The organism is Streptomyces sp. Ru73 (assembly GCF_002920575.1).
GTDB lineage: Bacteria > Actinomycetota > Actinomycetes > Streptomycetales > Streptomycetaceae > Streptomyces.
Map to the genome: position 1 here is coordinate 1 of NZ_PQSQ01000093.1, position 23,611 is coordinate 23,611.

Annotated in this window: 23 protein-coding genes and 1 pseudogene; 15 read left to right on the plus strand and 9 right to left on the minus strand. The window is 73.7% G+C overall.

The genetic code is table 11. The annotated features are described in order from the left end of the window. The 4 genes and pseudogenes from C3486_RS29465 to C3486_RS29480 all read right to left on the minus strand — a co-directional run. Positions 1–230, minus strand: a pseudogene (locus tag C3486_RS29465) (hypothetical protein); the annotation flags it as partial. 5 nt (positions 231–235) lie between these two features. Further along, on the minus strand, positions 236–1,138 hold the full coding sequence (locus tag C3486_RS29470; RefSeq protein ID WP_103835854.1) for a MoxR family ATPase: 903 nt from the start codon (positions 1,136–1,138) through the stop codon (positions 236–238). 146 nt (positions 1,139–1,284) lie between these two features. After that, on the minus strand, positions 1,285–3,645 hold the full coding sequence (locus tag C3486_RS29475) for a trypsin-like peptidase domain-containing protein (RefSeq protein ID WP_103835829.1): 2,361 nt from the start codon (positions 3,643–3,645) through the stop codon (positions 1,285–1,287). A 2-nt stretch (positions 3,646–3,647) separates the two neighbouring features. Then, complete coding sequence (locus C3486_RS29480) at positions 3,648–4,040, minus strand: CU044_2847 family protein (RefSeq protein WP_103835830.1); 393 nt, start codon at positions 4,038–4,040, stop codon at positions 3,648–3,650. A 464-nt stretch (positions 4,041–4,504) separates the two neighbouring features. On the opposite strand from C3486_RS29480, the gene C3486_RS29485 reads away from it, so the two are divergent. The 6 genes from C3486_RS29485 (at position 4,505) to C3486_RS29510 (ending at position 10,686) form a co-directional block, all read left to right on the plus strand. Beyond that, positions 4,505–5,278 carry a GntR family transcriptional regulator gene (locus tag C3486_RS29485; protein ID WP_103835831.1) on the plus strand — a complete coding sequence of 258 codons (774 nt, stop codon included), beginning with the start codon at positions 4,505–4,507 and terminating at the stop codon, positions 5,276–5,278. Between the two features lie 168 nt (positions 5,279–5,446). Continuing rightward, positions 5,447–6,463, plus strand: coding sequence for a sugar ABC transporter substrate-binding protein (locus C3486_RS29490; RefSeq protein WP_103835832.1), 1,017 nt, complete (start codon positions 5,447–5,449; stop codon positions 6,461–6,463). A 122-nt stretch (positions 6,464–6,585) separates the two neighbouring features. After that, positions 6,586–7,599, plus strand: coding sequence for a sugar ABC transporter substrate-binding protein (locus C3486_RS29495; protein ID WP_103835833.1), 1,014 nt, complete (start codon positions 6,586–6,588; stop codon positions 7,597–7,599). Beyond that, positions 7,596–8,666 carry an ABC transporter permease gene (locus C3486_RS29500; protein ID WP_103835834.1) on the plus strand — a complete coding sequence of 357 codons (1,071 nt, stop codon included), beginning with the start codon at positions 7,596–7,598 and terminating at the stop codon, positions 8,664–8,666. The genes C3486_RS29495 and C3486_RS29500 overlap by 4 nt, the downstream gene beginning before the upstream one ends. Continuing rightward, complete coding sequence (locus C3486_RS29505) at positions 8,663–9,511, plus strand: ATP-binding cassette domain-containing protein (RefSeq protein ID WP_103835835.1); 849 nt, start codon at positions 8,663–8,665, stop codon at positions 9,509–9,511. The genes C3486_RS29500 and C3486_RS29505 overlap by 4 nt, the downstream gene beginning before the upstream one ends. A 191-nt stretch (positions 9,512–9,702) precedes the next feature. After that, positions 9,703–10,686: an NADP-dependent oxidoreductase gene (locus C3486_RS29510; protein ID WP_258053057.1), complete on the plus strand. Its 984-nt coding sequence runs from the start codon at positions 9,703–9,705 to the stop codon at positions 10,684–10,686. A 60-nt stretch (positions 10,687–10,746) separates the two neighbouring features. On the opposite strand, the gene C3486_RS29515 is transcribed toward C3486_RS29510, so the two are convergent. Both C3486_RS29515 and C3486_RS29520 read right to left on the minus strand, forming a co-directional pair. Beyond that, a complete protein-coding gene (locus tag C3486_RS29515) occupies positions 10,747–11,505 on the minus strand; it encodes an MBL fold metallo-hydrolase (protein WP_103835836.1) in 759 nt (252 codons plus the stop codon). 103 nt (positions 11,506–11,608) lie between these two features. Continuing rightward, positions 11,609–12,583, minus strand: a complete 975-nt coding sequence (locus C3486_RS29520) for an NAD(P)/FAD-dependent oxidoreductase (protein WP_103835837.1) — start codon at positions 12,581–12,583, stop codon at positions 11,609–11,611. 92 nt (positions 12,584–12,675) lie between these two features. Here C3486_RS29520 and C3486_RS29525 point away from each other — a divergent pair, with 92 nt between their 5' ends. Further along, on the plus strand, positions 12,676–13,323 hold the full coding sequence (locus C3486_RS29525; RefSeq protein ID WP_103835838.1) for a hypothetical protein: 648 nt from the start codon (positions 12,676–12,678) through the stop codon (positions 13,321–13,323). A gap of 108 nt (positions 13,324–13,431) precedes the next feature. Here the strand turns inward: C3486_RS29525 and C3486_RS29530 are convergent, their stop codons facing one another. After that, on the minus strand, positions 13,432–13,665 hold the full coding sequence (locus tag C3486_RS29530; RefSeq protein WP_103835839.1) for a chaplin: 234 nt from the start codon (positions 13,663–13,665) through the stop codon (positions 13,432–13,434). A gap of 496 nt (positions 13,666–14,161) precedes the next feature. On the opposite strand from C3486_RS29530, the gene C3486_RS29535 reads away from it, so the two are divergent. The 6 genes from C3486_RS29535 to C3486_RS29560 all read left to right on the plus strand — a co-directional run bounded on the left by C3486_RS29535 (position 14,162) and on the right by C3486_RS29560 (position 19,409). Then, the gene (locus tag C3486_RS29535) at positions 14,162–15,283 is read left to right on the plus strand and encodes an ROK family glucokinase (RefSeq protein WP_103835840.1); all 1,122 of its coding nucleotides are present in this window, start codon (positions 14,162–14,164) and stop codon (positions 15,281–15,283) included. A gap of 20 nt (positions 15,284–15,303) precedes the next feature. Beyond that, the gene (locus C3486_RS29540; protein WP_258053058.1) at positions 15,304–15,936 is read left to right on the plus strand and encodes a hypothetical protein; all 633 of its coding nucleotides are present in this window, start codon (positions 15,304–15,306) and stop codon (positions 15,934–15,936) included. Positions 15,937–16,147: 211 nt separating this feature from the next. Further along, the gene (locus tag C3486_RS29545) at positions 16,148–17,431 is read left to right on the plus strand and encodes an alpha/beta fold hydrolase (RefSeq protein WP_103835841.1); all 1,284 of its coding nucleotides are present in this window, start codon (positions 16,148–16,150) and stop codon (positions 17,429–17,431) included. Between the two features lie 128 nt (positions 17,432–17,559). Beyond that, entirely contained in the window at positions 17,560–17,904 is a 345-nt protein-coding gene (locus C3486_RS29550; protein WP_103835842.1) for a rodlin, read from the plus strand. 44 nt (positions 17,905–17,948) lie between these two features. Continuing rightward, positions 17,949–18,590, plus strand: coding sequence for an MBL fold metallo-hydrolase (locus tag C3486_RS29555; protein ID WP_103835843.1), 642 nt, complete (start codon positions 17,949–17,951; stop codon positions 18,588–18,590). A 39-nt stretch (positions 18,591–18,629) separates the two neighbouring features. Next, complete coding sequence (locus C3486_RS29560) at positions 18,630–19,409, plus strand: exodeoxyribonuclease III (RefSeq protein ID WP_103835844.1); 780 nt, start codon at positions 18,630–18,632, stop codon at positions 19,407–19,409. A gap of 61 nt (positions 19,410–19,470) precedes the next feature. On the opposite strand, the gene C3486_RS29565 is transcribed toward C3486_RS29560, so the two are convergent. Further along, a complete protein-coding gene (locus C3486_RS29565; RefSeq protein WP_103835845.1) occupies positions 19,471–21,261 on the minus strand; it encodes an SGNH/GDSL hydrolase family protein in 1,791 nt (596 codons plus the stop codon). A 182-nt stretch (positions 21,262–21,443) separates the two neighbouring features. Here C3486_RS29565 and C3486_RS29570 point away from each other — a divergent pair, with 182 nt between their 5' ends. Then, on the plus strand, positions 21,444–21,866 hold the full coding sequence (locus C3486_RS29570; RefSeq protein ID WP_181138744.1) for a DUF6278 family protein: 423 nt from the start codon (positions 21,444–21,446) through the stop codon (positions 21,864–21,866). A gap of 57 nt (positions 21,867–21,923) precedes the next feature. On the opposite strand, the gene C3486_RS29575 is transcribed toward C3486_RS29570, so the two are convergent. Further along, positions 21,924–22,679 (minus strand): GntR family transcriptional regulator, encoded by a 756-nt coding sequence (locus tag C3486_RS29575; protein WP_103835846.1) that lies wholly within the window; start codon positions 22,677–22,679, stop codon positions 21,924–21,926. Positions 22,680–22,855: 176 nt separating this feature from the next. Between C3486_RS29575 and C3486_RS29580 the strand changes: the two genes are divergently transcribed. After that, a complete protein-coding gene (locus C3486_RS29580; RefSeq protein WP_103835847.1) occupies positions 22,856–23,599 on the plus strand; it encodes an amino acid ABC transporter ATP-binding protein in 744 nt (247 codons plus the stop codon). The last annotated feature ends 12 nt before the right edge of the window (positions 23,600–23,611 follow it).

The window sequence follows — 23,611 nt, forward strand, 5'->3', positions numbered from 1 at the left end:
CGGCCCGGAGCGCGGCTCGGCAGCACCGGCGCCGGGCCGGGGTACCCGTCGGTCCGCCCGGCATCGTCGGCCTGCGGCGGTACGGCGCCGTCCTCGGGCCGCGGCTCGGGGTCCGCCGGCTCCTCGCCGGGCGCCGGCAGCCGGGTGGCCAGCCAGAGCGCGTCCAGCAACTCCTGCGGCGACAGCGGCAGTCCGCTGTCGTCCAGGATGCGGCGGGCACGCTCCGGCACGGGTCCTACACCGTCCCGCCGAGCCGGTGCAGCACGGCCTTGCGTACCGCCTCGGCGTCGATGTCCACGCCGCCCGCGCGCAGGAAGACGGCGTTGAGCAGCTGGTCGGTGGCGAGTTCGCCGAGCGCGCGGCGGTTCAGGAAAGCGGTGAGCAGGTCGTCGACCTCGGGCAGCACGTCAGGGCCGAGGTGCGCCGCGATGATCTCGCGCAGCCGGGTCTCGTCCGGGTCGGGCAGGTCCAGCCGTACGCAGCGGCGCAGGAAGGCGGGCGGGAAGTCCCGCTCGCCGTTGCTGGTGATGACCACGACGGGGAACTCCCGGCAGCGCACGCGTCCGCGGTGCACCCGCTCGGTGGCGCCCGGGTCGGCGGTGAGCACGTCCACGTCGGCCTGGTCCTCGGGCAGCCGGGCCAGCTCCGGGATCTCGAACTCGCCGCTCTCGAAGACCGCGAGCAGGTCGTTGGGCAGGTCCACGTCGCCCTTGTCCAGCTCGTCGACGAGCAGGACGCGGGGCCGGTCGCGGGGCGCGAGCGCGGTGCCGAGCGGGCCGAGCCGCACGAACGTGCCGATGCCCGGCTCCGGTTCGTCCCGGTCCCGGCGGAGCGACGCCTCGCGCAGCCGGCCCACCGCGTCGTACCGGTACAGCGCGTCCTGCAGCGTGGCGCGGCTGTTGACCGGCCAGTGCAGCACCGGGCCGAGGGACAGCTCGTGCGCGACGGCCTGCGCCAGCGAGGACTTGCCGGTGCCGGGATGGCCGGTGACCAGCAGGGGGCGGCGCAGGTGCAGGGCGGCGCTCACCACGTCGGCCTGCTCGGGTCCGATCAGGTACGGGCCGCCGCCCGGTCCGGCGCCGCGCGGCTCATCGGTACCGGTACGGCCGAACCGGCGCCAGGGCGGTGCCTCGGGCATCGCGGGCCGGCGGGCCACGCCGTCGCCGCGGAAGAGGCGCCAGCCGTCCACGGCGCCGCTGCCGCCGGCCGGCCGGGCCGGCCCGGGGACGGTGGCTTCCGGGGAGCGGTGGGGTTCGGCGGGTGCGTTCTCGGGTGCCATGGCTCCTACAGTTCCGCTCGCTCGGAGGGGTCGGTCAGATGGGCGGTCAGCGGCAGCGGGCGGCCCGGATCGTCCCACACCAGGACCGGCCGGGCCCGGTGCTCGTCCGGGGAGCTGCGTGCCTTGGCGCGGTACTCCCGCACCGCGTCCGGCAGTTGGTGCACCCGCGAGGGCGGGTCGAGCCGGAACGCGCCGACCCCGTCGGGGTGCTCGGCCCGGTCCCACAGCAGCACCGGCACTCCGCAGGCCAGGCACCACGTGGCGGTCCTCGCGCGGGTGCCGTGCGGGGTGCCGACCACCACCACGGACGCGTCCAGGTCGGCGTCCAGCAGGCCGGCCACCCGGCCCGGGTCGTCGTGCGCCGCGTCCAGCCGCACCACGCCCTTCCTGCCCAATGCCCGCCAGCGGCGCCGCCACACTCCGTCGCTGTCGGCCAGCCGCCGGATGCTCGGGCAGCGCAGCACCATGGGGTAGCGGGTGCCGACCACCTTGGGCGGCAGCGGGCCCGCTGCCGCTGCGTCCAGGGAGTCCAGGTCGATCTCCAGGTCGCCGTGTTCCACGATGAGTTCGACGGTCGGCCAGGCCTGCCCGACCGAGGCCCCGGCCAGCCGGTCGAGGTGCTTGTGCAGCACCTTGACGATCTCCGCCGGGGTCAGCGGGTCGGCGCCCGCGCCCGCAGCGGGCTGCAGCCGCCCGTCGCCCACGTCCGTCCAGAACCCCACGTCGTACCGGCGGGTGCGGCCGTGGCCCGTGCCGCCGGTCAGCTCGACCACCAGCCGCGGCGGCGCGCTCACCGCCGCCTCCGCCCACCGCTCGGCGTCGGCGCGCCGGTCGGCCAGCGTGCCGCTGTCGATGCCGAGGTGGCCCGCCATCCGCTCGGTCCACCGCCGCAGTTCGTCCCGCCGGTCGAGCGGGCTGCTGAGCGCCGCGACGAACTCCACCGCGCGCAGCAGGGCCGGTACGCCCGGGGTGCCGGCCGGTACCTGCCGCCCGTCGCCCGCGCGGCTCTCCAGCGCGGTGAGCCAGCGGCGCGCGTACGCGGCGAAGACCTTCGGGTCGCTCAGGCCCGTACCGTCCTCCACCTCGTCGGGCAGCGGGTACGGGAAGGCGTTCCGGGTGGCCTCGGGGACGCGCCGCCGGACGTCGTCGGGGAGCGTGCCGAGCAGGTGCAGCAGGGCCTGTTCCTCCCAGGGCGACATCCAGTGCGCCGTCAGCCGTGGGGTGAGCCGGGCCAGGTCGCGCAGCTTGCGGGCGCTCACGGGGTCGCAGGGCGCGAGGACTTCGGCGAGCGCGGGCACCGCCCGGTCGACGGTCAGCAGGACGTCCGTCCACTCCTCCAGGGTCGGCAGTGAGCCGTCCTCGGGGTGCGGCAGCCGGCACCGCTCGGCGAACCGCGCCGCGTGCTTGCGTACGTGCGCCTCGTCGGGCAGGGCCTGGTCCAGCAGCAGGCGCAGCTCCTCGCGGAGCCGGTCGGGGGCACGCTGCTCCGGCAGCCGGTCCCGGCAGTCCGGCAGCAGGCCGCCGGCGCCCGCCGCGGTCAGCTCCTCCCTGACGGCCTGCCAGGAGAACGACCAGCTCAGCCGGCTGGTCATGGCGGGATCGTAGGGCCCGGCGCCGTGCGTGACCATGGCGGCGACCAGGCCGACGGCGCGCTGCTCGGCCACCGACCAGACCGGGCCTCCGCTGTACCCGGCGCGGATCGCCGCCCCGGTGGGCCCGCCGTGCACATAGCCGATGCCGCCCTCCACGGAGGCGACCCGGCCGTACGCGAGGTGTTCGGGGTCGCCGCTGCCGTACCGGGCGCGCACGGTCTGCGCGGCGGTCATCGGGGCCCAGCGCAGCGGGGCGACGCCGGGCGGCGGGTCGCCGGTGAGTTCCAGTACGGCGAGGTCGCCGCGCCAGCGCCGGGCGCCGGGCGGCACGGGGGAGTGGCGTCCGGATGACTGCTCGTCGCGGGGCGGTATCCAGTGGGTGAGCCGGGCGGTGCCGCGGCCGCCGTGCGCGGCGCCGGGGAAGCCGACGGTCAGCTCGACGGCGCCCGGGTGCGCGTGCTCCAGCCGGTCCCGGCCGACCGCGAGGTTGACGACGTGCGCGCAGGTGAGGACGTGGCGGGGGGTGAGGCAGACGCCGGCGCCGACCGTGCGCAGGCCGTACCGGGACGCCGTGCGGGGAGCGGCGGGCCGCGTGCCCAGCGCCGCGCCGCCGACCGCGCTGGCCGCGAAGGACGGCCCCGCGGTGGCGTGCCGGCCCTGCTGCGCCTCGTCGGCGGGGCCGCCGTCCGTGCCGTACACGGTGACCAGCCCGGCCCGCTCGTCCGGCGCCGCGTCCTCCCCGGCGGCGTACGGGCCCGTGCCGAACCACCGCACGCTCAGCCGCCCTGCGGCGTCGCGCCCGGCAGCTGCCAGCTGGCGGTGATCTTCATGGCGGTCTGGGCGCTGCCGCCGGCGATGCCGAGCTTGAGGTCCTGGCCGATCTGCACGCCGAACTCCACGGACAGCTCCTGCGGAGGATTCGCCGTGCGCGCGACGGAGTCGTGCACCTCCTGGAGCAGCGGGCCGAGCGGGCTGAGCACCGCGCGCAGCCCGTCCCCGGCCAGCTCGGCCATCCGCTCGCGGGCCCGGCCCACCGGCTCGACGGTGCCGGCGCCGTCGGGAAGATCCGCGCGGGCGGCCGGCACGACCGGGGCCGGTGTCCCGACGGGGGCGAGGGCGAGGCGGACCAACGTGCGGTCGGACAATTGCAGTTCGGCGTACTCCGGCATCCGTCCATTGTGCCGCCTGCCACCCCTGTGGCCACCCGTTTCTCACGATCCGGGCGCGTCAGGAGGGACCGGTGACCGGGCGTCAGGGGCGGCCGGCCGCCGTACGCCGGTGCGGAAACGTACCGCTGGGCCCCGCGGGCCGGGCGCAGGGCCCAGCGGTACGCGGCGCGGAAGTGGGACGTGGCACAGGAGGCGCACACGACGACCGACGGCGGCACGGGCGGGCTCGTGCTGGAGGCGGCCCGGCAGGCGCCCGCGGCGCAGCCGTTCAGCGCCCTGGTCGGCGCGCGGTTCACGGAGTCCGGCGATCGTGACGGGTGGCTTCTCGGTCCCGTACCTGCGCCCGGCGCGCGGGACGGGGCTGCCGCTGAGCGGCAGGGACGGGGAGGAGCCGAGTGTTTAATGTCCGGACAATGTGACCTCTGGACTTCCCGTCATGCGCATCGGCCGATACCCTCACTCGCGTGGGGAAACACGAAGCAGACACCGAGGGCGCCGACGGGCCCGTCCAGTTCAGCGTCGACCGGAGCAGTCCGGTCCCGCTGTACTTCCAGCTGTCCCAGCAGCTGGAGGCGGCGATCGAGACCGGCAAGCTGGCCCCGGGCAGCCTGCTCGGCAATGAGATCGAGCTGGCGGGCCGGCTCGGCCTGTCCCGGCCGACCGTCCGGCAGGCCATCCAGTCGCTGGTGGACAAGGGGCTGCTCGTCCGCCGCCGCGGCATCGGCACCCAGGTCGTGCACAGCCAGGTCAAGCGTCCGCTGGAGCTGAGCAGCCTCTACGACGACCTGGAGGCGGCCGGCCAGCGGCCCGCCACGAAGGTGCTGCTGAACACCACGACCGAGGCCACCGCCGAGGTCGCCGCCGCGCTCGGCGTCGCCGAGGGCGAGGAGGTCGCGCTCGTCGAACGGCTCCGCCTCACCCACGGCGAGCCCATGGCGCACCTGCGCAACCACCTCCCCCTCGGACTGATCGAGCTGGAGACCGAACAGCTGGAGAAGACCGGCCTGTACCGCGTCATGCGCAGCGCGGGCATCACCCTGCACAGCGCCCGGCAGGCGGTCGGCGCCCGGGTGGCCGACGCGGCGGAGGCCGAGCGGCTGGCCGAGGAGGAGGGAGCGCCGCTGCTCACCATGCAGCGCACGACCTTCGACGACACCGGCCGCGCCGTCGAATTCGGCTCGCACGTCTACCGCGCCTCGCGCTACGCCTTCGAGTTCCAGCTCCTGGTGCGCCCCTGAGCGCACGCCGCGCGGCCACGCCCCGCCCCGCGGCGGCCGGGCCCGCTCCGCGTCCCGAGGCCGTCGTGCCCGTACGAATGTTCTGACAAACCATTGACGTGGCCTGTCGTGCGCCGCTAGAACTCCTCCAGCCGCAACCGGGCGGCGGGGGAACGAAGGCGGTTCACGATGCGTACCGTGCGCACGATCCGTACGGCCCACCGCGGGACGCGCGCGGCGGCGGCCGCGCTCGCGGCGCTCGCCCTCGTCGCCGGCTGCAGCGGCTCGGGCGGCAAGCAGGCCGAGGACGGGGCGTCCGGCACCTCGGGGAAGGCCGCGCACACGCCCCGCATGACCATCGGCATGGTCAGCCACTCCGGCGCCGGCGACACCTTCTGGGACATCGTCCAGACCGGCGCGAAGCAGGCGGCGAAGAAGGACAACGTGAAGTTCCTCTACGCCAACGACGCCGAGGGCGCCCGCCAGGCGCAGCTCGTCCGCACCATGACAGACCAGAAGGTCGACGGGCTGATCGTCACGCTCGCCAAGCCGCGTGCCGTGGAGTCCGCTGTCCGGGCCGCCGTTCGGGCCGGCATCCCGGTGATCACCATCAACTCCGGCGGCGAGTTCTCGAAGGCGTACGGCGCCCTCACCCACATCGGCCAGGACGAGACCGTCGCGGGCCGGGCGGTCGGCGACGAGCTGACCGCGCGGGGCCGCAAGAAGGCGCTGTGCGTCATCCACGAGCAGGGCAACGTCTCGCTGGAGGACCGCTGCGAGGGTGTGCAGGACGCCTTCGACGGTACGGTCGAGAACCTGAACGTCGACGGGACGAACGCGCCGGCCTCCCAGTCCTCGATCGAGGCTGAGCTGCAGTCGGACAAGGACATCGATGCGATCGTCACGCTCGGCGCACCCCTGGCGGCGATCTCCGTCAAGGCGAAGGAGCAGGCCGGCAGCGCCGCGCAGATCGCCACCTTCGACCTGAACGCCGCCGTGGTGAAGAGCCTCAAGGCGAAGGAGATCACCTTCGCCGTCGACCAGCAGCCCTACCTCCAGGGGTACGAAGCGGTCGATCTGCTCTGGCTGAACCGGACCAATGCGAACGTACTGGGCGGCGGCCGTCCGGTGCTCACCGGCCCCGCCGTCGTCACCGGGAAGGACGTGCCCGAGCTGGCGCGGTACACCGCTCGCGGGACCCGCTGACCCCGGGACGAACAGGCATAACGGATACTTGGCGGTTGGGCCCGATGCGTCGGGCCCACGGAATGACTACGGACAGTGAGATCCCGCGGGATCCAGCGATCCAACGAGAAGGGCACGACCTCGTGGCAAGGGTTCGGACAGGGGCACGCGCGCTGGGCGCGGTGCTGGCAGGGGTGCTCGGCCTGGCCCTGGCGGGCTGCAGCGCCACCGGCGGCAAGCGGGCGGAGGAGGCGCGCGAGGCCCAGGCGGCCGGCGGCCGGGCGGCCGTGAACACCCCGAAGTGGACCTTCGCCATGGTCAGCCACTCCGGCGACGGCGACACCTTCTGGGACATCGTGCAGAACGGCGCCAAGCAGGCGGCCGCCAAGGACAACATCAAGTTCGTCTACGGCCACGACGAGGAGGGCAGCCGCCAGGCGCAGCTCGTGCAGTCCTACATCGACCAGAAGGTCGACGGGCTGATCGTCACGCTCGCCAAGCCGGACGCCATGAAGGGCGTGCTGGCCAAGGCAGAGAAGGCCGGCATCCCGGTGATCACCGTGAACTCCGGCTCCGAGGTCTCCAAGAAGTACGGCGCGCTCACCCACATCGGCCAGGACGAGACCATCGCCGGCGAGGCCGTCGGTGAGGAGCTGAACAAGCGCCACAAGAAGAAGGCCCTGTGCGTGCTGCACGAGCAGGGCAACGTCGGCCACGAGCAGCGCTGCGACGGCGCCGAGAAGACCTTCGACGGCACGCTGAAGCGGCTGTACGTGGAGGGCACCAACATGCCCGACGTGCAGTCCTCCGTCGAGTCCCAGCTCCAGGCCGACCCGAAGATCGACTCCGTGGTCACGCTGGGCGCGCCCTTCGCGGCCACCGCCGTGAAGGCCAAGGAACAGGCGAACAGCAAGGCCGAGATCGACACCTTCGACCTGAACGCGCAGGTCGCCGACGGGCTGAAGGACGGCTCGCTCGGCTTCGCCGTCGACCAGCAGCCCTACCTCCAGGGCTACCAGGCGGTGGACCTGCTCTGGCTGTACAAGTACAACTCCGACGTCCTCGGCGGCGGCCGTCCCGTGCTCACCGGACCCCAGGTGGTCACCAAGAAGGACGCCGGCGCGCTGGCCGCATACACGAAGCGGGGGACCCGATGAGCACCGCAGCACCACCCGCGGAACCGCACGACACCAAGCCGGCCGAAGGCCCGGACGAGCGCCTCGTGCACCGTTCGCTCGCCCGCCGCCTGATGGGCCGCCCCGAGCTGGGCGCGGTGGTCGGCGCGATCGCCGTGTTCCTCTTCTTCTCGTTCGCGGCCGACACCTTCCTGCAGGCCGACAGCCTCTCGACGGTGCTGTACGCCTCCTCGACCATCGGCATCATGGCCGTACCGGTCGCGCTGCTGATGATCGGCGGCGAGTTCGACCTGTCGGCCGGCGTGCTGGTGGTCAGCTCGGCGCTGGTCTCGTCGATGTTCAGCTACCAGATGACCGCCAACACCTGGGTGGGCGTCGGGGTGTCCCTGCTGGTCACCCTCGCCATCGGGGTCTTCAACGGCACGCTGCTGGTCCGTACGAAGCTGCCCAGCTTCATCATCACGCTCGGCACGTTCTTCATGCTGACCGGCCTGAACCTCGGCTTCACCAAGCTGATCAGCGGCACGGTCTCCACGAAGTCCATCGCCGACATGGAGGGCTTCGAGTCGGCCCGGGTGCTCTTCGCCTCCCACCTCACCATCGGCGGCGTGGACGTCCAGGTCACGATCCTCTGGTGGCTCGCGCTGATCGCGCTCGCCACCTGGTTCCTGCTGCGCACCCGCGTCGGCAACTGGATCTTCGCGGTGGGCGGCAACGCGGATGCGGCCCGCGCGGTCGGCGTCCCGGTCACCAAGACCAAGATCGGTCTGTACATGGGCGTGGCCTTCGCCGCCTGGGTCTCGGGGCAGCACCTGCTGTTCTCCTACGACGCGATCCAGTCCGGCGACGGCGTCGGCAACGAATTCCTCTACATCATCGCGGCGGCCGTCGGCGGCTGCCTGATGACCGGCGGCTACGGCTCGGCGATCGGCGCCGCGGTCGGCGCCTTCATCTTCGGCATGACCAGCAAGGGCATCGTGTACGCGCAGTGGAACCCGGACTGGTACAAGTTCTTCCTCGGGGCGATGCTGCTGCTCGCCACGCTCCTGAACGCCTGGGTCCGCAAGCGAGCGGAGGCGAACACATGAGTACCGCGACCGACCGTGACCCGGCGACGGAAGCCCGTACGCCGCTGGTCGAGCTGAGCGACGTCAGCAAGTTCTACGGCAACGTCAAGGCCCTCGAAGGGGTCTCGCTGGAGGTGCATGCCGGCGAGATCTCCTGCGTCCTCGGCGACAACGGCGCCGGCAAGTCCACCCTCATCAAGATCATCGCGGGGCTGCACCAGCACGACGCCGGCACCCTCACCATCGAGGGCGAGGAGGCCCGGCTCTCCTCCCCGCGCGAGGCCCTGGACCGCGGCATCGCCACCGTCTACCAGGACCTCGCCGTCGTGCCGCTGATGCCGGTCTGGCGGAACTTCTTCCTCGGCTCCGAGCCGACGAAGGGCGTGGGCCCCTTCAAGCGCCTGGACGTCCGCGCGATGCGCGAGACCACCCGGTCCGAGCTGCTGCGCATGGGCATCGACCTGCGCGACGTGGACCAGCCCATCGGCACCCTCTCCGGCGGCGAGCGGCAGTGCGTGGCCATCGCCCGCGCGGTGTACTTCGGCGCCAAGGTGCTGGTGCTCGACGAGCCGACGGCGGCGCTCGGCGTGAAGCAGTCCGGCGTGGTCCTCAAGTACGTCGCCGCCGCCCGGGACGCGGGCCTCGGCGTCGTCCTGATCACCCACAACCCGCACCACGCCTACCTCGTCGGCGACCGCTTCGTCCTCCTCAAGCGCGGCACGATGGCCGGCAGCCACCTGAAGTCGGAGATCGCGCTGGAGGAGCTGACCCGGCAGATGGCGGGCGGCAGCGAGCTGGAGCAGCTCAGCCACGAGCTGGAGCGCGCGCCCTCCCCGGAGCACCTGGGCGGCCACCCCCGGCACTGAGGCCCGGGGCCCCTGCATTCCTGGCCCGGTACCGAGGCGTCCGGGCCGCGCGTGCGGTGTTGATGCGGCGGCCACCGGTGCGGCACGCGGGGCGGCCTCCGCGGGGCCACCGCTTCCCGGCGGTAGCTTCACGGTGCGGCGTCCGCGCCCCGCGGCGCCCGCCCGTACCGCACACGCACAGGAGGCCCGACATGAGCAGCGCCCCGAGCGGCGAGACCACCATGCGCGCGATCACCCAGGACGCCCTCGGCGGTCCCGAGGTGCTGCGGATGACCGAGGCGGAGCGGCCGCGGCCGCTGCCGACCGAGGTACTGGTGCGGGTGCACGCCGCGGGCGTGAACCCGGTGGACTGGAAGACCCGGCAGGGCGGCGGCATGGCCGGCGTGCTCGGCGACCCGCCGTTCACCGTCGGCTGGGACGTCTCCGGCGTCGTCGAGGAGACGGGCTTCGGCGTGCACACCCTCGCCGTGGGCGACGAGGTGTACGGCATGCCGTGGTTCCCGCGCGAGGCCGCCGCGTACGCGGAGTACGTGACGGCCCCCTCGCGCCAGTTCGCGCGCAAGCCCGCGCTGCTCGACCACGAGCACGCGGCGGGGGTGCCGCTCGCCGCGCTCACCGCCTGGCAGACGCTGGTCGACACGGCCCAGGTGACCGCGGGGCAGCGGGTGCTGATCCACGCGGCGGCCGGCGGCGTCGGCCACTTCGCCGTGCAGTTCGCCAAGCACCTCGGCGCCCACGTCATCGGCACGGCGAGCGCCGCCAAGCACGACTGGCTGCGCGGCCTGGGCGCGGACGAGCTGATCGACTACACCGCCGTGCGGTTCGAGGAGGCGGTCAGCGACATCGACGTCGTCATCGACCTGGTCGGCGACGACAAGGACGAGACCAGCACCCGCTCGCTCGGCACGCTCCGCTCCGGCGGGCTGCTGGTCGCGGTGCCGTCCGGGGTCGCGCCCGAGCTGGTGGACACCGCCCGCCAGCTGGGGCTGCGGGCCTGCGGCTTCCTCGTGGAGCCGGACGGCGCGGCCCTCACGAAGATCGCCGAGCTGATCGACGCGGGCGTGGTGAAGGTGGCGGTGGAGGACGTGCTCCCGCTGGAGCACGCGGCCGAGGCCCACCGCCGCGGCGAGGAGGGCCGCACCCGCGGCAAGCTCGTCCTGCGCGTCGCGGAGTGACGGCCGCCGCTCACGTACGGCGCCGCCTCCCCGCGGCCCTCCGCCACGGATCCCGTACGCTCAGCGCCCCGACAGCTCCCGCTCCCTGGCGTGCCGGGCCGCCGCTGCCGCCTCGCCGTGGTGCACCGGCCCGTGCCCGGGCAGCACCACACCGGCGTCCAGCTTCTCCAGCACCGCCAGCGACTCCAGCGCCCGCGCGCGGTCGGTGTCGAACATCCGGGGGAGCAGCTGCGGGCCGCGCAGCCGCGACGTGGGGTGGCCGGTCACCAGCCCGTCCCCGGTGATCACCACGCCGGCCTCCGGCAGGTGGTACGCGCAGTGCCCGCCGGTGTGCCCCGGCGTGTGCACCGGGACGGGGCGGCCCGGCAGGTCCAGCGGCCCGTCGGCGGGGAACGGCAGCGGACCGCTCATCCGTACGTCGGTGAGCCCGCCCGACCGCACGGCGTGCACGAGCCAGGGGAGCACACCGGGCCGCCAGGCGTTCCTGAGGACGTCCCCCACCGCCACCTGGTGCAGGAACTCGCGCCGCGCGTGCGGCACCTCCGCGTGGTGCATGAGCACCGGCACGCCGTGCTCGCGCGCGAGCCGCTCGGCCGAGCCGATGTGGTCGCTGTGCGCGTGGGTGACCAGTACGGCCGCCACGGCGGACGGCCGGTGCCCCAGCGCGGCCAGCGACGCCACCACCTGGTCGTGGTCGCCGGGATAGCCGGTGTCCACCAGCGTCACGGCGTCCCCGTCCTCGAGGATCACCCAGTTCGTGTTCGAGCCGTGCACCAGATACGTACCGGTGCCGACCTGTACGAGCGCGTCGTCGCGCATCGCCCGCCCCCTCCTCGCCCATGGCCGTGAAGTCGATTGGATCTTGCATCCCCGGGCCGAGCGTAGACGCCCGGCGGGCGCCGGCGGGCAGCGGGACGGCGGCTCAGCCGGCCGCGCGGCGTGCGGCGACGGCGCGCCGGGTGTCCTCGTCGACCAGGTCCGAGTTGATCGCCTGCGCCGCCTGCACCCCCGCGGCGGCGGCCCCGATGACCTGGTCGCTCAGCGAGGTGACGTTTCCGGCCACCCACACGCCGGGGACGTCCGTGGCCCCCGAGGGCTCCGCCGCGACCGAGCTGCCCACCACCTCCCCGGCCGACCGCTCCTCGGCGGCGGCCAGCCCCAGGGACGCCAGGGCGTCGGCACGGGCGGTGAACCGCGGCTCGACCACCAGGGCCCGGCAGGGCAGCCGCCGGCCGTCCGCCAGCCGCACCCCGGTCAGCTCGTCGTGCGGCGCCTCCAGGCCCGTCACCCGCCCCGGCACCACGCACACGCCGCGGGCCGCCAGCCGCTCGTACTCCTCGGGCCCCGGCTCCGGCGAGCGATGCGTCAGCAGCGTCACGTCGGCGCTCCACTGCCGCCACATCAGGGCCTGCCGCGCGGCGAGCGGCCCGGTGGCCAGCACGCCGATCGCCCGGTCCCGCACCTCCCAGCCGTGGCAGTACGGGCAGTGCAGCACGTCCCGGCCCCACCGCTCCGCCAGCCCGGGGACGTCCGGCAGCTCGTCCACCAGCCCGGTGGCCACCAGCAGCCGGCGGGCCGCGACCGGCTGGCCCGCCGCCAGGGAGACCCGGAAACCGGCGTCACGCCGCTCGGCCGCCACCACCGCGTCCGCTGCGATCTCGCCACCGTAGGAGGTCACCTCGGCCCGCCCGGTGGCGAGCAGCTCGCCGGGCGGCGTGCCGTCGCGGGTGAAGAAGTTGTGGGTGCGCGCTGCCGTGGCGTTGCGCGGCCTGCCGTCGTCGACGACCAGTACCGAGCGGCGGGCCCGCACCAGGGCCAGCGCCCCGCTGAGCCCGGCGGCGCCCCCGCCGACGACCACGACGTCGTAGTGCCGTTCCTGCCGCGTCCGTTCGCTCATGTTCCGACTCTCCTCCCGGCCTCCGGCGGGTACCACCGGACGGCCGGTTAAACGCATGCTCCGACCGGGTGACCGTTGGTACTGTCCCGGCCATGCCAGGCACCCCTGACGCCCCCACGGGCCCCGTCACCGCAGCCGACGTCGAGCAGGCCGTACGGCTGGCCGTCACCACCCTGAGCGGCGCCGCCGCGGCCGACTGGAGCGTGCCCGCCGGCTCCCTGGAGTGGGACTGCTGGGAGACCGCCGAGCACCTCGCCGACGACCTCTTCTGCTACGCCGCGCAGCTGGCTCCCGAGCAGCCGCCGGTGGACTCGCACGTACCGCTGCAGTGGGCACAGGCGCGGCCGGGCGGCCCGGGCAACGCGTTCTTCGCCGACCGCGCGGCCGGCCCCGCCGGGCTGCTGCGGGTGCTGGAGGCGAGCGGCGCTGTCCTGGCGGCCGTGGTCCGCACCGCGCCGCCGGACCGCCGCGCCTTCCACGTGTACGGGGTGTCCGACGCCGAGGGCTTCGCGGCGATGGGCGTCGTGGAGACCCTGGTCCATGTGCACGACCTGGCCGAGGGGCTCGGGCTCGGCTGGACGCCGCCGGGCGAGCTGTGCGACCGGGCGCTGGCCCGGCTCTTCCCGGACGCGCCCGCGGGGCCGGACCGCTGGGCGGTGCTGCTGTGGTGCACGGGCCGCGCGGCGCTGCCGGACCGTCCGCGCCGCACCGAATGGCGCTGGTACGGCGCTCCGCGGTGACCGCGGGACACCCCTCAGCCGGGCTGCCGGGGCCGCCGGGTCCCGGCGGGCAAAGAAGCGGTGCCGGCCCCGCGAGGGGGCCGGCACCTGGAGGGGTACTGCGTTACGTCACTTGTTGGCGCACTGCCCGTGTGCGGGGTTCAGCAGCCCGATCACGTCGACGCTGAGGCCACAGGCGTTGACCGGGACGTGGACCGGGACCTGGATGGTGTTGCCGGACACGACACCCGGCGAGTGGCTGCTGCTGCCCTGGGCGCCCGAGTCGGCGGCGGCGGCGCCGGCGCCACCGACGATGGCGGCAGTGGCCAGGACGGCCGCAGCTGCGGTGATACGGATGCGCATAGCGTTCTCCTCACAGAGGGCGGAACATCAACGGCTCCCATCGAACCCCAGGACGTCCACCGGGGCCCGCCGAGTTGGGCCGTCAGGGGCACACCGCGCCCGGAAAACGTCTCTGACCTGCAGTTTTTCTGGGTCCCCCAAGTGCGTGACGCCGCCGTCCCAGGGCCCCGGAGCGGCCCGGTCCGCCGCTATCCGCCGTCCCCGGCGCGCGTCATCCGCCGGATTCGACGCGAACTCCCGCCGCTCGTACGGATGTTGACGCTTCACCCCGCCGGGCCGCCCCGCCCGCGCCCCGGTACGGCCGCCCGGCCGCGAGCGGACCGGCGCAGATGGTTCCCTGCATACCGGGACTTTGAGAAACCCCACAGGTCAGAGGGTTGCTGTGCGCCGCGGGGCGGCTTTGATGCACAATCGCACGGCGGGTGGGCTGCGCCTGCCCGGACGTGACCCGAGGCCATGGCCTCCCGAGACCGCACAGGGACGTGACGAGCCGAGCATGAGTACGTACCGGGACAGGGTGCACCGTGGATCGGCGCGGGCCACCGTGCTGCGCACGGTCGGCACCCGGGAACGCCGTTCGCACCTGAGCGCGCCCCGCGTGCCCACCGTCGGCATCGACATCGGCGGTACGAAGGTCATGGCAGGCGTCGTGGACGCCGACGGCAACATCCTGGAGAAGGTCCGCACCGAGACGCCGGACAAGTCCAAGAGCCCCAAGGTCGTCGAGGACACCATCACCGACCTGGTACTGGACCTCTCCGACCGGCACGACGTGCACGCGGTGGGCATCGGCGCGGCCGGCTGGGTCGACGCCGACCGCAGCCGGGTCCTCTTCGCCCCCCACCTGAACTGGCGGAACGAGCCGCTGCGCGACCGGCTGGCGGGCCGCCTGGCCGTCCCCGTCATGGTCGACAACGACGCGAACACCGCGGCCTGGGCCGAGTGGCGGTTCGGCGCCGGGCGCAACGAGGACCACCTCGTGATGATCACGCTCGGTACCGGCATCGGCGGCGCGATCCTGGAGGACGGCCAGGTCAAGCGGGGCAAGTACGGCGTCGCCGGCGAGTTCGGGCACATGCAGGTCGTGCCCGGCGGCCACCGCTGCCCGTGCGGCAACCGCGGCTGCTGGGAGCAGTACAGCTCCGGCAACGCGCTGGTCCGCGAGGCCCGCGAGCTGGCCGCCGCCGACTCCCCGGTCGCGTACAACATCATCGAGCGGGTCGGCGGGCACATCCCGGACATCACCGGGCCGCTGATCACCGAGCTGGCCCGCGAGGGCGACGCGATGTGCGTCGAGCTGCTCGCGGAGATCGGCCAGTGGCTGGGCGTGGGCATCGCCAACCTCGCCGCCGCGCTCGACCCGTCCTGCTTCGTCATCGGCGGCGGCGTCAGCGCCGCCGACGACCTGCTCATCGGCCCGGCCAGGGACGCCTTCCGGCGCACCCTCACGGGCCGCGGCTACCGCCCCGAGGCCCGCATCGCCCTGGCCCAGCTCGGCCCCGAGGCCGGCATGGTCGGCGCCGCCGACCTCGCCCGGCTGGTGGCCCGCCGCTTCCGGCGCGCCAACCGCCGCCGGGTGGAGCGCTATGAGCGCTACGAGCGGGCCGGCCGCCGATGACCGACCTGGAACAGTCTCCCGTGACCGAGCACCCCGAGCGCCCCGACCGCGCCGAGTCCGCCGACGAGCCCGTACCCTCCGGCCCGGCAGGCCCCGGCGCACCGCCCGCCGGCCCCGGGAACGGGGGGCCCGCACCGCGGCCGAGCCGGCGCCGCCGCTGGCTCAGCGCCTTCGCCGTCCTGCTGCTGATCGTCATCCCGGCCGGCTACCTCGCGCTCTCCGCCGCGCAGAGCCGCGACAGCGGCCAGGAGAAGGAGGAGCGGGCCGCCATGGCGGGCCTCACCTGGCACTGGCCCTCCAAGGTGCAGCGGCGCATCTACGACGTGCGGATACCGGCCTACTCGTACCCGGTCGCGTTCTTCGAGACGAACTCCTTCAAGACCAGCTCGCTGTACGTGACGTTCCGCACGTCGCAGGAGGGCCTGGACCAGTTCCTGGCGAACTACGGGCGCACCCGTGACGACCTGAAGAAGGGCGACGTCACGATCCCGCCGGACAAGGCGAAGCGGGTCAAGTGGGACTTCTCGATCGGGGACGGCTACGCGGGCCTGGTCCATCACCAGAAGGCGCCGCGGCCCACGCAGCGGATCACCGTCGACTTCGCCGAGGACGGCCACCCCGTGGTGTACGTGCTGTCCACGACCCGGTTCTGAGGACGGTCCGGCCGGCCGCGAAGGAGCGCGGACGGCCGGGTTCCGGTGGCGAAACTCTGATGAAGAACGCCGAACGGATCACAATGGTGCGCTTCCGGCCAGCCGGTTATGAGCCGAATCCGACACCATGACCGACTGATCCGGCCGGAACGGCGTCCGATTGCTGACCCGGGTGTCAGGAGTGGGCGAATTGATTGGGTAGCGTGGCCGGGTGAGCGAGAAGACCCTGCAGCACCGGATCGACGGTCCCGACGACGCGCCCGTACTCGTCCTGGGTGCCTCACTGGGCACCACCTGGCACATGTGGGACCGCCAGATACCCGAACTGACCCGTCAGTGGCGCGTCATCCGCTTCGACCTGCCGGGGCACGGCGGATCGCCCGCGTACCCCGCCGCCTCGGTCGCGGAACTCGCCGACCGGCTCATCGCCACCCTCGACGGCCTCGGCGTCGACCGCTTCGGCTACGCCGGCTGCGCCATGGGCGGCGCCATCGGTGCTCAGCTCGCGCTCGCCCACCCCCAGCGCCTCACCTCGCTCGCGCTGGTCTCCGCCTCGCCCCGCTTCGGCACCGCCGACGCCTGGCGGCAGCGCGGCGTGGTGATCCGTACCAACGGGCTGGACCCGATCGCCCGGACCGCTCCCGAGCGGTGGTTCACCCCCGGCTTCGCCGCGGCCCAGCCCGCCATCATCGAGTGGGCCGTCCAGATGGTGCGCACCACCGACCCCGGCTGCTACATAGCGGCCTGCGAGGCGCTGGCCGCCTTCGACATCCGGGGCGAGCTCGGCCGGATCTCCGCGCCCACCCTCGTCGTCGTCGGCTCCGAGGACCTGGTCACGCCCACCGCCGACGCGCGCACCCTCGTCGCCGGCATACAGGACGCGGGTCTCGCCCTGGTGCCCGGCACCTCCCACCTCGCCCCGGTCGAGCAGCCGGCCGCCGTCACCGAACTGCTCATCCGGCACTTCTCCACCGCCTGGCAGGACAAGCCGGCCGGGCAGGCGGCGCTCGGCGCCACCCCGCCCAAGCCCGTCCTCGACCCGGCCCCGCCGCAGGCGCAGCCCCAGCCGCCCGCCGTCGCCATCGAGGCCGCCGAGCAGCCGCAGATGGTGCGCACCGGCACGTACGAGGAGGGCGAGAAGGTCCGCCGCGCGGTGCTCGGCGACGCGTACGTGGACCGCGCGGCGGCCGCCGCCGACGACTTCACCGGCGACTTCGAGGACTTCCTCACCCGCTACACCTGGGGCGAGGTGTGGACGCGCTCCGGCCTGGACCGCCGCACCCGCAGCGTCATCACGCTCACCGCGCTGGTCACCAGCGGCCACCTGCAGAACCTGGCCGTCCACGTCCGCGCCGCGCTGCGCAACGGCCTCACTCCGGCCGAGATCAAGGAGACCCTGATCCACACCGGGGTGTACGCCGGCATGCCGGCCGCGGGCGCCGCCTTCGAGGTGGCCCAGCGCGTCATCCGCGAGGAGACCACGCCGGAGGACTGACCGCCCGGCGGACAAGCTGATGGAAGGCTTGTCGTGGGCGCGCCGCCCACCGGGTGAATGGGTGCGGGCGCACCGCGCCGCAGGATGTACTCCTGGCTCCGGCACAGCGTCATCCTGTGGAGAGAGCCATGGACATCCGTAGCACCATGACCGCCTGCGGTCTCGCCGCCGCCGTACTGGCCGGCGGAGCCGGCAGCGCCGTCGCGACCGGCGACGGCCCGACGAGCCTCAGCGGCAACGGCGCGCAGTCCGCGTTCGGCAACTCGACGACCCAGGGTGCGCTGAGCGCGCAGTTCGGGGCGGTCCAGGGCACGCTCAACGACCTGTGCCTCGGGGTGCCGGCGAAGGTCAACGCCGGATCGCTGGTGGGCATCCTGGTGCCGGTCACGGTCCAGGACGTCAACGTCCTCACCTCCCCGCAGAACCAGCAGTGCGCCGGAAACAGCGGCCAGTCCTCCGGCAGCGGCCGGTGAGCCGCGGTTGAGGGAAGGGGCGGTCCGCGCGGCAGGATGGGGACATGGCACTCGAACTCACCAAGAAGACCCACGCCTGTGTCCGGCTGGCCAAGGACGGGCGGACGCTGGTCATCGATCCCGGTGGCTTCAGCGAGCAGGACGCGGCCGTCGGCGCCGACGCCATCCTGATCACCCATGAGCACCCGGACCACTTCGCCGAGGACCGGCTGCGGGCCGCGATGGAGGCCAACCCGGCCGCCGAGATCTGGACCCTGGCATCCGTCGCCGAGCAGATCTCGGCCGCGTTCCCCGGCCGGGTGCACACCGTCGGCGAGGGCGACGCCTTCACCGCCGCCGGCTTCGAGGTGGAGGTGCACGGACAGCTGCACGCCGTGATCCACCCGGACATCCCGCGGATCACCAACGTCGGCTACTTCGTGGACGGCACCGTCTTCCACCCCGGCGACGCGCTCACCGTCCCGGGCCGCCCGGTCGACACCCTGCTGCTGCCCGTGCACGCCCCCTGGAACAAGGTCTCCGAGATCATCGACTACGTGCGCGAGGTCAAGCCGCGGCACGCCATCGACGTCCACGACAGCCTGCTCCAGGACCATGCCCGGCCGATCTACGACCGCATGATCGGCCAGCTCGGCGGCACCGACCACGGCCGCCTCGTCCCAGGTCAGGCCCAGTCGCTGGGCTGAGGACGGCGACTGTCGGAGGCGGACGGTAGGTTGGCACTCATGCGCATCGCGACCTGGAACGTCAATTCGATCACCGCCCGCCTTCCCCGGCTGCTGGCCTGGCTGGAGAACACCGGCACGGACGTGCTGTGCGTGCAGGAGACCAAGTGCTCCAAGGAGCAGTTCCCCTTCGACGAGCTGCGCGAGCTGGGGTACGAGGCCGCGGTGAACGCCACGGGCCGGTGGAACGGCGTGGCGATCCTCTCCAAGGCGGGCCTGGCGGACGTGGTCGAGGGCCTGCCCGGCGACCCGACGTACGACGGCGTGGCCGAGCCGCGCGCCGTCTCGGCCACCTGCGGCCCGGTCCGCGTCTGGTCGGTGTACGTGCCCAACGGCCGCGAGGTCGAGCACCCGCACTATGCCTACAAGCTCCAGTGGTTCGAGGCGCTGAAGGCGGCGGTCGCGGGCGACGCGGCGGGCAGCCGCCCGTTCGCGGTCATGGGTGACTACAACGTCGCGCCGACGGACGACGACGTCTACGACACCGCCGCCTTCGAGGGCGCCACGCACGTCACCCCGGCCGAGCGCGCGGCCCTCGCCGACCTGCGCGCGGCGGGCCTGACGGACGTCGTGCCGCGTCCTCTGAAGTACGACCGCCCCTTCACGTACTGGGACTACCGCCAGCTCTGCTTCCCGAAGAACCGCGGCATGCGCATCGACCTGGTGTACGGCAACGAGCCCTTCGCCAAGGCCGTCTCGGACTCCTACGTCGACCGCGAGGAGCGCAAGGGCAAGGGCGCATCGGACCACGCGCCGGTCGTCGTCGACCTGGACGTCTGAGGCCCCGCCCGAAGCAGTGGGTTTCCGGGCGGGGCGCCGTGCGCCGCCCCGCCCGGCCGCCTCACGGCACGAGCTTGCGCAGCTCCACCGACTCCGCGAGCGCCTTCAGCCCCTCGTCACCGGGGTGCAGGTGGTCGCCGCTGTCGTAGGCGGGCAGCATCCGCTGCGGCCGCTGCGGATCGCGGATCACCGCGTCGAAGTCCAGCACGGCGTCCACCGCGCCGTCGCTGTCCCGGATGAACGCGTTGACCGCCTGCCGCCGCTGGTCGACCTCCGGGTAGCAGTCGGGGTACCCCTCGCAGGGCGCGACCGTCGCGGCCACCACCCGCAGTCCCCGCTCGTGCGCCCGCCGGGCGATGTTCCGCAGGCCCTCGATGACCTCGGCGGCCGAGGTTCCGGCGCGCACGTCGTTGATGCCCTCGAAGACCACGACCGTACGGGCCGAGGTCTGGGCCAGCACGTCCCGCTCCAGCCGGTGCTGCGCGCTGACGCCGCCGGTGTCGGTGCTGATCCCGTCGCCCTTGTAGCGGTCGGTGACGATCCGGTTCGCCGAGATGCCGTGGTTGATCACGCCGTACTTGGGCAGCGCGCTCTGCCGCTGGAAACGGCGCGCGAGCACGTCCGGCCAGCGCCGGTTGGCGCCGCTGGTCGACTTCACCCCGTCGGTGATCGAGTCGCCCAGCGCCACGATCGACCCCGGGCCGCCGGTCACGTCGACACCGGAGAGGAACGGCCAGGTGGTGAGGGTGCCGGTGTAGGCGGTTGCCGCCGCGTCGCGGGTGCGGTCGCCGCTGCCGGGCGCGCTCACGTACGACTGCTGGATGGCCTCCTTGTGCACGGGCGCGGCGCCCACCGGCCCGGCGAGGTGGAAGCTCACCAGGAGGTTGGTGTCGGCCGGGACGGTGAAGCGGACGGGGTCGCTGAACGCCTGTGCCCCGGCGGGGATGCGGGTGGACCGGTGCCCGCCGAAGGTGAGCGGCACGGGCTTGCCCGCCGCCTGCGCGCCGCTGCCCTGGACGGCGACGCTCGCCGCGCCGATGTCCACGGGCGTGGCCGCGAAGGTGTTCTCCAGCCGGATGCGGGCCTGCTTGCCGCCGGCGCCGGCGTGCACCACCAGCCGCAGCGTCTGGTCCCGCCAGGGGCCGACCTTGGTGTAACCGGCGCTGCTGGCGGCCCAACTCCCGGTCCAGCCGGGCGTGTCGCGGCGCAGCGCCATCGAGAAGACGTGCAGGTCACGGCCGGTTCCGGGGTCCTTGGGGAGGACGACGGAGGACACCTGCCGGCCGGTGCGCACCGGCACCGTCACGGCATACAGCCGAACCGTTTCGGCGCGCTGTCCAGCGGCGGAGTTCGTGTGCGGCAGGGCCACCGCCTTGGTGCTCAGCGGGCCGGTCCGCCAGTCCGGCGCGGTCAGTTCGTACGTGCTGCGCGAGCCGTCCCGGTACCGGACCGTGCCGGTGCCGGTGACGTCCCCGCCGGTCGCGGCGACCAGGAAGGTCAGTGCGGTGCCGCGGCCGGACAGCGCGACCGCCTGGCCGTCGGCGCGTACGTTGTCGGGCCTGCCGGGCGCGGTCTGCGGCCAGGTCAGCCGGGTCGCGTCGATGGCCAGCGAGCGGCCGGGCGTCCAGCCGGCCGCGGCGAGGTCCTGTGCCGAGAGGGAGTTGCCGGCGCCGTCGAAGTCGGCGCCGCCGGCTCTGGTGTCGTCGCTGACCGCGGTGTTGTCGAAGAGTCTCGCCAACGGCTGCGGCGCTGCGGCGCGTTCCTGACCGGCGGCGGTCGCCGGGACGGCGGTCCCCGCGACCGTGAGGGCGAGAGCGAGCGGAACGGTGGTGCCCCATTGTCGTACGCGCATCAATCGTCTCCTTGGGTGGCGGGTGAGCCAGGTGAAGAGCGTGATCCGGTCGAGCCGACACGAGCGCCATGAACGTAGAGAGGCGGCGGGTGGGCGTCAAGGAAGCGCGGAGTGACGACCGGATGACGCGGGCGCCGCGCGCCTGTGGCCGCTGCCCGGGTGGGAGTGGGACCCTGCACCCCATGAACATGTCTTTCCTGGACAAGTGGCGCAAGCACCCCGCGGCCCCCGGTGGGGTGACCGCCGATCCCGAGGCCACCGCCGGACTGCTGTCGGAGTGCGAGCTGCTGCGCGCCCAGGCCGAGTCGGAAGGCGTCGAACTGGACGATTCCCCCGAGTCGTTGGCCGCCCTGGACCAGCTGCGGCCGGTCTGGCGCGAGGACCCCGAGGTGGAGCCCTGGCTCGGCAACGACGCGGGGCTCTACCTCGGCACGGTCCTCGTCCGCACGGTGCCGGGCGCCGTCTGGAAGATGTGGCCCGACGGGCAGCCGGTGGTGCGGATGCCGTCGGGCCGCGAGGTCGACGTCGTCGCGGCGGGCCTGGAGTGGGCGGCGAGCGGCGCCCCCGAACTCTCCCGGCTCTACACCGAGGTCGCCGGAAGCTGACCGCGGGCTGCCGACCGCCGCTGCCGCCCGGTCGGCCGGCCTGGCCCCGTGCCGCGGCTAGACGAAGGCGATGTCGTACGCCAGCTGCCAGCGGTCCGCCCGTACGACGATGTCCGAGGTCTCCACCGCGCGCCCGTCCGCGTCGAAGTGGGTGCGCTCGACGACCGTGACACAGCTGCCCGGCGGGCAGCCCAGCGCCTCCGCCTCCGGGCTGGAGGCGGGCCGGGAGCCGACGCGCTCCTCGGCGCGCACCACCCGTACGCCGATGGCCGCCATCCGCCCGCGCACGCCACGGCGCGCGTAGGGCCCGCACTCCGGGAACACCACGTCCGTGCCCTCAGTGATCGCCAGCGGCTCCCAGCTGGTCGCGAGCTGCACGGGCTGCCGGTCGGCGAGGTATTCGTACTGCGAACACACCACCGAGTCGCCCGGCGTGATCGCCAGCCGCCGCGCCACCGGCTCCGTCGCCGGCTCGGTCGTGGACGTGGCCTCCCACGTCAACGGCGTGCCCTCCGGACACTTCGCAAGGGTGATGCTGGCGGCGAAGGGCGAGTCGACCGCGCCGGTGGAGCGCAGCAGGGTGCCCAGCGGGGACCGGTCCGCGACGAACACCCCGCGGCCGAACTGCCCTTCGGCGTACCCCGCCGCCTTCAGCATCCGTACCGCCCGGTCAACGGTCTGGTCGCTGGCCTCGTAAGCGCGCTTCAGCTCGGCGCGTGAGGGGATCCGGGCGCCGACCGCGAGGACGCCCTCGTCTATCTGCCGCCGCAGGTCGTCGGCGATGCGCTGGAAGACAGGCCGGTGCTCACCCATGCCCGACAGGCTAGGTACGCAGGCGCGCTCTGTGTACCTAGGGGCTGCGGAGAAGCCGGGACGTGCGGGAGATACCGCATCGGCGCCGCGGGCGTGTCCCCGAACGCCCGGTGAGCGGTGATTGGGGTAGTTTGCGAACTCTCCGCTGGTACGGATGAGAGTGAGCAGGGCTGCATATGGCCGGTGACGCGCTGATCGAAATGCGCAGGGTCAACAAGTACTACGGGAACCTCCACGTCCTCCAGGACATCGACCTCACCGTCGGCCGCGGCGAGGTGGTCGTCGTCATCGGCCCCTCCGGCTCCGGCAAGTCGACCCTGTGCCGCGCGATCAACCGCCTCGAACCGATCCAGTCCGGCACCATCGCGCTGGACGGCCGCCCGCTCCCCGAGGAGGGCCGCGAGCTGGCCCGGCTGCGCGCCGACGTCGGCATGGTCTTCCAGTCCTTCAACCTCTTCGCGCACAAGACGGTGCTGGACAACATCACCCTCGCGCCGCAGAAGGTCCGCAGGACGCGCAAGGAGGCGGCCGAGCGGCGCGCGCACGAGCTGCTGGACCGGGTCGGGCTCGCCGCGCACGCCGACAAGTACCCGGCCCAGCTCTCCGGCGGCCAGCAGCAGCGGGTGGCCATCGCCCGGGCGCTGGCCATGGAGCCCAAGGCGCTGCTCTTCGACGAGCCGACCTCGGCGCTCGACCCGGAGATGATCAACGAGGTGCTGGAGGTCATGCGGCAGCTCGCGCGGGACGGGATGACGATGGTCGTGGTCACCCACGAGATGGGCTTCGCCCGGTCCGCCGCGCACCGCGTGGTCTTCATGGCGGACGGCCGCATCGTGGAGGACCGCACGCCCGAGGACTTCTTCACCGCGCCGGAGAGCGACCGCGCCAAGGACTTCCTCTCCAAGATCCTCAAGCACTGAAGCGGAGGTGAC